At 46.6% G+C, this 12,582-nt stretch carries 5 protein-coding genes; all 5 read right to left on the bottom strand.

The features are described 5' to 3' along the window. Window positions 1-5: 5 nt before the first annotated feature. Window positions 6-794: an isocitrate lyase/PEP mutase family protein gene (locus NYE58_RS30805; RefSeq protein ID WP_076277183.1), complete on the bottom strand. Its 789-nt coding sequence runs from the start codon at window positions 792-794 to the stop codon at window positions 6-8. Between the two features lie 162 nt (window positions 795-956). Continuing rightward, window positions 957-1,883, bottom strand: coding sequence for an EamA family transporter (locus NYE58_RS30810; protein WP_076130480.1), 927 nt, complete (start codon window positions 1,881-1,883; stop codon window positions 957-959). A 208-nt stretch (window positions 1,884-2,091) separates the two neighbouring features. Then, window positions 2,092-9,468 carry a pectinesterase family protein gene (locus NYE58_RS30815; protein WP_341003831.1) on the bottom strand — a complete coding sequence of 2,459 codons (7,377 nt, stop codon included), beginning with the start codon at window positions 9,466-9,468 and terminating at the stop codon, window positions 2,092-2,094. Between the two features lie 80 nt (window positions 9,469-9,548). Continuing rightward, window positions 9,549-11,135: a glycoside hydrolase family 43 protein gene (locus tag NYE58_RS30820; RefSeq protein WP_339244935.1), complete on the bottom strand. Its 1,587-nt coding sequence runs from the start codon at window positions 11,133-11,135 to the stop codon at window positions 9,549-9,551. A gap of 74 nt (window positions 11,136-11,209) precedes the next feature. Continuing rightward, window positions 11,210-12,580: a glycoside hydrolase family 28 protein gene (locus NYE58_RS30825; RefSeq protein WP_340392818.1), complete on the bottom strand. Its 1,371-nt coding sequence runs from the start codon at window positions 12,578-12,580 to the stop codon at window positions 11,210-11,212. Between the last annotated feature and the right edge of the window lie 2 nt (window positions 12,581-12,582).

Below are 12,582 nucleotides of genomic sequence, written 5' to 3' on the forward strand. Positions count from 1 at the left end.
TGTGGTTAGCTCATTTCTAAATAAAGTCCTGAGGCATCAAGCGTTTGCCGGGCATTTTCTTGGAGGTTATGTTGTGCCTGAAAGAAACTACGCGGTCCATAGCTAATCCGTTTCACGCCAATATTTTGCAATTCATGATTCGAAAGCATACTGTCCATAACCATGATATTCACAGGCAGTGGCGATTTTTTAACAAATTGTTCAATCAAGCTTGGATCAGCGAGCCCCGGTATAAAAATCCCATCCGCTCCAGCGTCTGCATAAGCATAGGTACGTTCTATAGCTTGATTGACTAGATCCATCGAATGTTCCTTAGCCTTGAAAAAGATATCCGTTCTAGCGTTAATAAACACGCGCTTTTGCAGTTCGGAGGCTACTTGTTGTATGGTTTTAATCCTCCGGCTTTGTTCGCTGGTCTCCCATAGTTCATTGTTAGGATGATTTACGATCTGATCTTCAAAATTGATACCACAGATATCTAATTGAAATAACTGCTCCATGTTATGCGCTAAAATATCCTCATCTATAGCATATCCACCTTCGATGTCTACGGTCAATGGAACCGCTACTCGTTCGGCAATCTTTGAAATCATCCAAAGCATAAGCTCAAATGTAAGCTGTTCACCGTCCGAATATCCCCACGCTTCCGCCATGGAATAGCTGCTGGTTGCTAGCGCCTTTGATCCAGCTTGCTCTATTGCTTTAGCCGAGGCTACATCCCAGCAGTTGTACAGGATCAGTGGATTTTTTTGATCATGCAGCGTTTTAAAATAGTCATAGTTTTTAGTGTTCATAAGTGGTCATCTCCATTTAGTTAAGAATAGAACCACTATATAATAGACATCCATTATCGATACCAGAAAAATTAACACCAATCTTTTTTTCCACAAAAAAAACACCGATAGATAATCTAATCCTCTCAGGATCAGATCATACCATCGATGCCAGTTTGCCGATTAAAGTTCTACCTTACGGAGTGATTGTTTTGGTGATGGTTTGGATGACTTTTTCCCTGTCCCCATCGGTAGGATTTGCGGAGCTGCGATCCCGATCAGAACTACGATAATCCCGATCCAGCGAAGTAATGATACCTCTTCTTGCAGAACTAACACGGAGGCTACTACAGCTGCCGGTAACTCCGCTGCCCCTAAAATCGCGCCTAGACCTGAACCCAGCTTCGGAACCCCGATCGAAAAGAACAGAACTGGAATTACGATGCCCAACAAACCTAGAGGTAGGCCGTATTTCCAAAGCCCATCGGTAATCGCACCGTCATATAAAAACGAAGGCGAAAAAACAGTCATAATAATAACCATTGCACTAGTGGTCATATACAAGCTTTTATTAACGGCAGGCACCTGCGTAGCTACTCTTCCACTCACAAAAATATAGAAAGCAAACGACACGGCTGACATTAAGCCAAAAATCACACCAGTGGTCGTAATTCCACCTATACTCGGCTCAAGGATGCCCCCCGCTAATACTGTACCAATTAGAAGGATAACCATCGAAATCACTTTTTCCCGACTAGGAAGTTTTCGATCTACAACTGCCTCCAGAATTACACCGATCCAAGTAAATTGGAATAACAGTACAATCGCAATCGAAGCAGGTAATTGTTCAACGGCGAAGCCATAAAATATGCCAGTTAAACTGATGGTGATCCCAGCGGCTAATAATTTCCCGCCTGTTTTTAACCCTAATTTCTTTCGAGAAAATAATAAGACCAGCAAGAGCAGCATACACCATCCAAAAAAGTATTGTGATCCTACCAATTGTTTCATTCTAAAGCCATCGTTCATTCCAAGCTTGACGATCGTAGAGAGTGAGCCATAACTACAAGCGCCTAAAAAAACTAGTAAAGCATATTTGAATAACTTCATATTCATCGTAAACCTCTTCCCTTTCTCTTGAGCAAGCTCATTAACATAATAAAGCCCCTTGTCATCGAAATGACAAGGGGCGATTGAAACCAAAGAATACATCTTTGACAAAATTCCGCCACTCCATCCACTGGATAGAGTTTGGTTTATTTACTTATAACAACTCCAATCATAATATGATAAATCACACAGGGTGTCAACTTGAAATTTAAGGATTTAGCTGGAACAATCGATAGACAATAACAGCTGCCTGAGCACGAGTTGTATTGGCTTTAGGTGCAAAGTTATCTTTGCCCACACCTTGAATAATCTTTGCTCCGCTCATGAATTGTACAGCCTCACGAGCGTAGGCTGAAACATCAGCGGCATCATTGAAATTCACTGGCTGATCCACTTCCACGACCGTAAGCTTAGCGAGTTGTGCTGCACGATAAGCCATCAACGCCATTTCCTCACGGCTAATCGTTTCATTAGCACCGAAGGTTCCATCAGATCTGCCCTGAATAATTCCTAGCTGCTGAGCAGCAGCAACAGAGCTGTAGTACCAAGCATCCAGTGAAACATCCTTAAATGTACTTGCAGCATTACCTTCCTCTAGCTCTAATGCAAGCATCAGCATCTTCAAGAACTGTGCCCGAGTTACATTCAGCTGTGGCCCGAAATTATGATCTCCGGTGCCATTCAGGATGTCTCTGGCGGCGAGGGCTTGAATGCTATTTTGTGCCCAGCCTAGTCCAGCGATATCCTTAAAGGAATTTTCCGCATATGCTACTGCGAATCTGCTGGAATTGTCTGGTCTAAAGATGATCTTGCCAGTTGTCAGATTAAACTGAGAGTTTCTAACCACCTCCACAGTCCCGTCTTCACGGATTTGGTAGACTACTATTTGTTCTACACCTGAAGTTGTCTTTGGTTTGTAATCCCGTTCAACCTTCAGTCCACGCCCAAAGCTGTCAAACTGTTTGCCATCAACAAAGAACTTAAACTCATAAATATCCCCGACATCTGTCTGAAGCGACAGTGTCTTCACGTCAACTTTGCCAACTACAAGCTTAACGCTTACGGCGTCAGATCCTGCCATCGCAAGAAGCAGGTCAGCATTTATTCGGAACGTAGACAATCCCATGTCTATTTCTAAAAGTTGAATTGCTTTTGCTCCCGCTCCAGCCAACTCACGAGCTGGCAAGGTCAGTTCAACCACCGAGCTGGCAGAGGATGGCTTCACTGTGATTCTCAATACTCCACTCTGCATTGAGCCAATTGCTTGTTGCAGAATCGCTGAGGATACCTCTGCAATAGCTTTACCATTCACATCCGCTGTCACGGAAAGAGTAACTCCATTTGCGTTCACAGTTGGTTCCGGTTGTTTCACTGGTTTGACTGTCGTTGAAGATGAAGTACCGCCCGATTCTGAAACCTGCGATTCTGCCATAATCTCAATGGACATCGTGCCTACAACACCAGAGCCATCTTTAGCTGTCGCTTTCACGGTTACCTTGCCTGCTGCAATTGCAGTGAGCAAGCCGGTATCCGTAATAGATGCTCGCTCAGTAGCTGATCCATCCTCATTCACCACTGACCAGCTCACTGCTGGATCGGATGCATGGTCCGGCAGGATTACAGCTGCCATTTGCAGGGTTTGCCCTGACTTGATTTCGCTCACATTATCTTTGGAGGAGACTTTTATCTCCATGACGGATATAGGAATGACATGAACAACCGACTGTGCCTCATGCAGGATGTCAAAATCAACATCTGTGTTGGATCCCCGGAAGGAAATAAATCCAAGCGGCACGGCGATTTCACGGGTTGTCTTCTTCGCTTTGAAGATCATTTCTAAGAATTCCGCATCATCGGTCAGGATATTTCCTGCCTCCGTTCCAGCTACACTAACTGTTATTAGACCTGGACTGTCCTCATTAATATGAGTGATGCTGAATCCGTCTGGCAAGGTCTGAGCGGATACGAATTCCACACCAGATACGTCATATGCCATGGTAAAGTCTACAGCATACACTTCCTTGTAGACGGAGGTAGTAACATTTGTAAGCCCTACACGGTAAGTGAAATCCTGTCCTGCCGCCACTGTGACCGGTCCGTTAAGCGTTGCAGCGGGCAGATTACGGGCAATCTCATCTTGTCCGCTGATGTTAATCTCTAGGCTTCCGGATACTCCACTTCCATCTAGAGCTCGCGCCGTTACTTGAACGCTACCGTTCTTTCTAGCTGTAAGCAAGCCCTTCTCATTAATAACCGCTTTATCCGTTGAGGTTACCCCATCTGCTTCAGTTACCGTCCAGATAACTTTAGGATTCGTCGCATTCTGTGGAAGCACAGAGGCTTGCAGCTGCAAGGCACCGCCCTTCGACTCAATGCTGCTAATTCCATCTTTACCTGCTAAAGTAATTGAAGAGACATGTACCGCAGGTATCTGCTCTTGTCCCACTAAGATCTTAGATTGCTGTGGATTCCAGCCATCACTTCCACCAAGCACAGCTTCAATCGTATAGGCAGCCGCCTCTTCTGCTGTTAATTGTTTGGACCAGCTGTAACGTGAAGCTGCATTAGCACCCTCTCCGTAACTTAAAAACTCAGAGAACCGTGCAGTTTTGGAACGACCTTCATACCATTCATGCCAGCCAGTAGCACGAATATGAGCTCCCATCTCCGTATTAATGAAGGTAGAGCTGCCGTATTCTCTCCATGGCCGGCCCAAATCAACGGTTCCAGCAGCAACGCCCTCACTGGCAGTTAGTCGATTATTGATGAACACATAACCAGGCTTACCCGTTGCCGTGGAAGGCGCAGTAACATAGCCAGCACCCGCACTTTGAATCACATTATTCTCGAATACGGCAGCGGAATTACCGAAGATAAAGTCTACTGTACCTTCAATATGGCTGTCGACGAAATAGGCTCTTCCCTTATCTGCGAACAGGGTATCCTGATATCCTAGAAGCTTAACATTTCTGTACACTCCCCGGTCTCCTTCAGCATATAAAGCGACTGCCTGACCGGCATCCCGCCCAGCACTGTTCTCAACCGTCATGTTCTCCAGTGTGAAATCAGTTGCCGCAACCTTTAATGTATAGCTGCCGCTGGTGCCCATTTCTTTACCATCTGAGCCAATGGTTTTCGCGGAGTCACCGTTAATAAGTACGGTACCTTCCCGGCTCTCACCGATGATACTAATATTCATCTTACTAGAAGGTACAAGCACCTTCTCCTTATATGTGCCGTTCTTCACTTTAATAATCGTGGTTAGGGCACTGTTATCAGGTACTGCTTGAATAGCGTCATTAATCGTCCTATAATCTCCTGTCCCATTCTGAGCAACAATTATGACAGGAGCTGGATTTCCCTTGACTACCTCGGATGGAAGACTAGCCCCCTTATCACCGATGGCGATTACCGCATATTGATAGGCAGTTCCGTTGATCAAGCCTTTATCGGTATAATCGGTTGCTTCGATGCTGTCGGCCACGATCGCATAGCTGCCACCGCTCTCCGAGCGTAGAATTTGATAGCTGCTAGCTCCATCAGCTACATTCCAAGTCAGATGGATATCAGTGTTGCCAGGCTCAGCACTAACTCCTTGTGGAGCCTGCGGCTGGCCGGAATTCTGGTATGGAACCGCTGAGGCAACAGCTGAATCTAGACTACTACGGATACCTTTTATTGCTTGGACTTTGTAATAATACGGCGTTCCGTTTACGAGCCCACTATCAGCAAAGCTTGTGTCTGATAAATCAGACCCGAGCACTTCATAAGGACCATTCGCCGATGAGGCGCGTTTGACAATATACTGGCCCGCTTCCTCAATCGCTGGCCAGCTGAGTTTCATTACACTGTCACCAGCTTCAATGGAAACGACAGGCGTACCCAAAGGAGATTGCGGAGTAGCTTCAACAGGCGCTGATTCTTTTCCCTCTCCGGCCACATTGGTTGCAGATACGACGTAACGGTAGGTTTGCCCGTTGGCCAGACCTCCGACGCGGTAAGTTGTGCCGGTGATTTCTTTTGCCACGAGTTCATAGCTGCCTGAAGTCTCATTCCACTTCTTGATGCTGTAGCTGGCTGCATTCTCCACAGCATTCCAGCTGAGATCCAGCTGAGCATTCCGGCTTACAGCCGCGAACGATTCTGGCGCAGGCAATTTCACCGCCAAAGCGGATGGGGTAATACTAATTTCATTGGAATTTCCCGATTCACCAGTGGGCGCCATCGCCGAGATAACATAATAATAGGTAGTTTCGTTGGTAACTTCAGTATCAATATATGAGGTCTCTGTAATAGCGTTGGCAATAGTCTCATAAGGCCCCCCGCTCTTAAGACTTCTCTTAATATGGTAGGAAGTTGCCCCTTCAAGAGCAGGCCAGGATAGCTGGGCTGCTTGGTTTCCTGGAAGTCCAGTCAGTCCAAGCGGTGTTTCAATCGGCTCAACATAGATCTTTAAGTTATCTAAGTAATAATTTCCTGAGCCGCCGCCCGGTGTCTTGGACAAAATACGCCCAATGCCATAGCTGGCGAAATTCGTGGTTGTGAACGGAAAAGAGCCCGCAGGCTGATCATCGATATATACATCCACTTTATCGTTGTTCACATCCACCTTTAGCTTCAGGTTATACCATTGTTTTAGGGAATAAGAGTTCATCAGTTGATGATACTGGCTGCTCCCCCTGCTCATGGTTAGCGTATATTTACCTGTAGCTTCAGGAAGCGTTGGCTTTCTGCTCTCAATGGAGAATGCCGTTTTGCTTCCATCTGTACTCTGGGCCTGCAGGAACACCGAGGTTCCCGATTCTGTCGCAAACATAAAGTCAGTGTCAATAACGAGTGCACCCGTAGTTGGCGCGAATTTGCGGATAAACTGCACGCTGCCGTTCGCACCATCGAACACATTCAACACTTGATCTGACGTATTCCCCTTACTGTCAGACGGTGTGGGAGATACAATAACCTTTTGAATTTCAGTCTGTGGATTTGGAGTCACATCATAATACTCTGGTGTCACACCCACAGCAACTTGTTCAAAGTCTTCATCCACATAATACACATTACCTGCTTCACCTTCAGCCGTAGCGCTGGCCTCATCGGAATCAAAGCTTTCACCAAGCTCATTCACTGCACTGACCACGTAGTAATAAGTTTTTCCGGAGCTGAGTCCGGAATCAGTATACAGGCTATCTTTAATTTCAGTATTGATCGTCTTGTATGGACCGCCTGAAACCTCACTACGTTTAACACTATACGACTTGGCAGAACCAACATCCTCCCAGTTCAGCTTCACTTTTTCCTCACCTGCTGTCGCTGTAAGACCACGGGGTGCAGTAGGAAACTGATCACTAAGCGGTTTCAGCTCCACCTCACTGAAGACAGATGCATTATAACGATTAACCTCGTTATCTACCTTAGCGGCATCGGCTGCAAGACCAAAATAAACCGTATCATTCAGGTCAAGCTTCACCGTGCCTACCTTGCTCCATGTTACTTTATCCGGCGATACCAGACCTGTCACTTCATTACCAAGACGAACCAGTTTCACCCAATAAGGTGTATTGATGAAGCTGTCCGGTTCTGTTTTTACCACCTTGGCTCCTGTGGTGGAGCGGGTAATCATAACTCCCTTCTTGCCATATTTGACATAAGGAATTGCCAGCATTGTCATTTTAGAGTTCTCATTGAGATTATCACGAATCATGACACCTGCTTTGGCATAATCGTCAGTTCCCGTTACGGAGTCGATTCTAGCAATAATTTCACCATTGCCTGTCAGGGTTTGATAAGCAAAATGAAAATTATCAACAGCCGTTTCGCTCTCTGATGTTGCTCCGATAAGTCCAGCCGATTTGAGCGTAATCTTCCCGCTATCCGGATGAAGCGTAGTCACTCCCGCTATCCCTGGATGGCCAATATCCACCGAAGTCCAAGGAAGAACGGATCCAGACGTGTTGACATGAATAGCCACGTTATCAGATTGTGTCTTGAGACCCTTATTGTCTATAGCCTGAACAACGAGATAATAGGTACCATCCTGCACATTGTTCCAATCGAAACTATAAGGTGCTGTGGTAGCTTCGGCTTGCTTCACACCATTAACGATAAATTCCACCTTAGCAATACCATCACTATCACTGGCAGAGGCTGTAACCTTCACATTGTTGCCTGACTCTATGATTTGGTTATTCACAGGATAATTGATAGCGGTTACAGGATTGTCTGTATGCTCATCCCCTGCTTTTCCCAACACAATCAGATCATTCAGATACACTTCTAGATTCGTATAGCCCTCCGCAGATAACGTCGTCTTCTTACCATCCTCAGAATCGGTAGGGTCTAGTCCATTAGCAATCTCCCAGCTGTCATCCATACCGTCATGATCCATGTCGATTACATTGGAAGCTGTCTCTGTATAGTCTGGGTAACCGCCTATTTCAATAGGTGAATTAATATGCTGTCCAGTGCGATTCTTCACATCATTAATGACCCGCGCATCGTAAGCATCACGCCTTGGCAAAGTGGCACCAGCATCCGCCATTACATTTGCGTAGGCTTCTTCCGCCGACACTGCCGTATATGGGTTAGGCATCTTTGCCGGCTCCGTAAGCTTAGAGATATCCGAATACTTTTGCACACCCTTCCAGTTGTCTTCAGTAACCTTCGGATTACCATCCATGATGTTCCCATCTATAAACAACCGGGTTTCTGGTGACACTTCCCCAAACAATTGATTTTTTACACTGGTGTAGGTGTTTGGACCATTTTTATAATAATTGTTAGTGATATTATATCGATAATCTTCTGCTCCCCCACCATAGGTCGAAGCGAATCCCCAGTTATAGATAACGTTATTAGACATTTCCGTCAGGTCCACCAATTTGGTCACCGTCGGCAAACGGGGGTTGCGGCTGGTGCTATGAGCAATCAGATTGTGAAGGAAACTGGCATTTTTGCCACCCCAGATTCCTCCGTAGCCGTGACGTCCCTTCTGGTGCGTCGTCATCAGCATACTTTCAGCAGATATCGACCATTGTACGGTAGTATTCTCGTTGTCATACAGACTGACCACTTCATCCACCGACCAGCTGAATGAGCTATGATCGATAATGAGATCCTTATGGTATCTTGATCCAAAAGCATCATCTTCACTAGCTACCCGGTCGCCTAACCGGAAACGCATATAGCGCATAATAATATTGTCAGCTTCAACAGAGGTTGTGTAGTCGGCAATTGTAATTCCGTCACCTGGAGCCGTTTGCCCGGCAATCGTCAGATTTGAGCCGGTAATCTTGAGGGATTCCTTCAGATGGATGGTTCCCCCCACTCGAAAAACAATGGTCCGATTACTTTGGCTTACCGCATCGCGGAAGGAGCCGGGGATCGGAGTTTCCTTGATACCATAATCAGCCAACGTCGTTACTTCATACACAGGTTGAGCTCTTCCGCCGGTTACATATTTGCCGCCGCCTTCCGCGCCCGGAAAAGCAGGAAGCGCTTCCAAAGAAGCGGCCTCGACACCACCAAATGGCATACATGTTGCAAGAAGACTCGCAACCAGCGCCCCGGATAACCATTTTCTCTTCATACAAGACCTCCTAATATCTATTGGAATAAGAAGGGGGCCCTGTCCTCAGAGCAACCCCTTCCTTAGTAAAGCCGTGTGTATTATTCCTTGCCCTGATAACGGAAATATGCGAAATCAGCACTGCTGCCACCGAACTGCTGCATATCATGCGCCGCAATGCCAACAAAGTTCCCAGTGAAGCCTCCCGACAAAAAGCTGATATTCTGCGGATCGCCAAGTGGCTTCCACTCCGTATCGTCACCCTTAAGATAAACAAATTGCCCAGTCACTTCCTGCACCTCAACCGCGATCCGCACTGTCTCCCTTGCATTTAGTTCAATCATTACAGGCTCCGCAGTGAATTCATCGCGCTGACAGCGCATTAACCGCAGCACCTTGCCACGTCCTTCTTCATGGCTGATATACGCATAAAGATAGTTATCCTCATTCAGGTATAACAGTAGTCCTGCCATCTGCAGATAAGTATTCGGTTCATATTCAAGCGCTGTTTCAGCGCGGAAGCTTATATCCGTCTGGCGAATAGCCAGAATATGATGCTCAAACAGACTCTGCACGGACTCCCCGGCCCTGATTCTTAACCAGCCCGGTCTTTCAGCAAGGGAACACCAGCTTTCATTCATAGGAATCCGCAATGTATTCCAGTTCTTTTTCAATTCTGGGCCGTTAAAATCATCCTCAAATTCAAGCGTCCGCACTTGGTTCAGGAACTGTGTTCCTTTAGGTGCTGGTACCTTGAGCTGTGGTGTATTTCCGCCTGAGGTTAGTCTTAACCAGCCCTCCTCATTCCAGTGCACCTGCTGAACGGCAGTCTCTCTCCCCAGTATGGCGTATTCGCCTTCAAGGGGTCGCGTACACAAATGGGCCATATACCATTCACCTTCTGGTGTCTCTACCAGACTTCCATGGCCTGCACATTGAAGCGGCAGCTCGGGATTATCCCGTGAGGTCAACATCGGATTGAGCGGATCCACCTCATACGGACCAAGCAGCGCCTTGGAGCGCGCTACGGTTACGGCATGCCCCGATCCAGTGCCGCCTTCTGCCGTAATTAAGTAGTAATAACCTCCCCGCTTGTAAATATGCGGCGCTTCCGTCTTCTTCAGCGGCGTGCAATCAAAGATTTTCACAGGTTCACCTATTAATTGGCACTGCTCTGGATCGTACTCCTGAATTACAATCCCGCAGGACTTATTGCCTTCCGTAATCCGGTAATCCCACAGCTCATTCAGCAGCCATTTGCGCCCATCCTCATCATGGTACAGAGATGGATCGAACCCGCTGCTGTTTAGGTATACCGGTTCAGACCAAGGTCCCTCAATACCCTCCGCAGTGATCAGATAGTTATGACAGTCTTTAAAAGGCCGTTTGGTGCTCTTAACATCGGTATAAATCAGATAAAACAAACCGTCATAATAACTAAGCTGTGGAGCCCAGATACTGCAATTTTTCGGATTTCCCCGCAGATCTACCTGATGAGTCAGAATATCTGTGCAATGCTCCCAGTCTGCTAAGTCCGCTGATTGATACACCCTCACACCGGGCAGCCATTCAAAAGAAGAAACAGCAATATAGTACATCTCCCCCGCTCTTACAATACAAGGGTCAGGATTGAAGCCTTTTAATATGGGATTGTGAATAACTCCAGTCTGAATATTATCTGTAATCATCTTCATACTCCTTCCTATTTCCATACATCCGCACCCTTCACCCTAAGCAAATCTGCGGTCTATCCTGTCAATTATCAGTCTGTCTGCTCACTTAGATCTTCCTGTGACGGGATAACGGTTACCTGCTGCACTAATTCTTCCACTTTACGGGTGTTTCTCGATTGGCAGCCGGTGATATCTACCGTTTCTCCATTTTCAATATAAAAAGCCGGTCCTTCATGATTCTCGATCGTCACTTGGCGGAAGCGAATATCTCTTACGTTGCCCAGATAAAACCCACGGTTGTTCATATCCTGGATTCCTGACATCATGGCTGGACGACCAGGGATTGCATTCTCTGCCATGGAAATATCAATATCGGAAAAGGTAATTTCTGAAATGTATTGCTCCGCAAGGCCGTAAAGAAAACCTGCAGCTGCGTGAACATTCCGAGCAGTAATATTAGCAAAATGAATCCGTCGGAAGCAGGGAGTCTCCTCCGTCACCGGATAAGGATTCTTATCCCATACGTATTTGTCCTTACCACGTGGTCCGCAGAAATAGTAAAGATTAAGAATAAACGGACAGATCACGTCCTCCATCACGATATTGCTGACACGAATATCTTCGACAACACCTCCGCGCCCGCGTCTGGACTTCAGCCGAATGCCGCGGTCCGTCTGCTTGAACACGCAATTGCTGATCACGATATTGCGGATATCTCCGCTCATTTCGCTTCCCAGCACCACACCGCCATGACCATGAATCATCGTGCAGTTAGTTATCGTGATATTCTCGCAGGCAACCCGCTCCTTCGTATCCTCCGTCCCTGCTTTAATGGCGATGCAGTCATCACCCACATCGATATTGCAGTTGCTGATACGGACATTCACACAGGATTCTGGGTCAATACCGTCTGTATTAGGCGAATCCGCCGGATTATAGATCGACAGATTATCAATCGTAACGTCATGGCAACAGATAGGATTCACAGTCCAGCTTGGGGAGTTCACGAGTGTCAGATCTCTGAGCGTGACTCTACGGCAGTTGTCGAAGCTGATAAGCTTCGGGCGGGGATACAGCAATGAATCAGGAGAATTCCGATGTTTATCCCACCAAGGTGCACCCCTTCCATCCAGCTTGCCTGCACCTGTAACCGATACATTCTCTAGATTTATTCCAAAAATACATGAAGCATGGACGTTCTGCTTCACACCCTCCCAACGGGAATCCACCACCGGATAATCGTTAGGATCAGAGCTGAAGCTAAGCACAGCTCCAGGACTGAGCTTCAGTTCAATATTGCTTTTCATGAAGATAGCACCCGTCTGATAGTGCCCGGAAGGAACATAAACTGTTCCTCCCCCTGCCTCGCTTGCCGCATGAATGGCACTGGCTATCGCTTCCGTTGAAGGCTCTGCACGATTAGGATGTGCTCCGTAGTCATTTATATTGTAGATAGACATGT

Origin of the sequence: Paenibacillus sp. FSL L8-0708, from assembly GCF_038009325.1 — a bacterium.
In the GTDB taxonomy this organism is placed as follows: domain Bacteria; phylum Bacillota; class Bacilli; order Paenibacillales; family Paenibacillaceae; genus Paenibacillus_AQ; species Paenibacillus_AQ odorifer.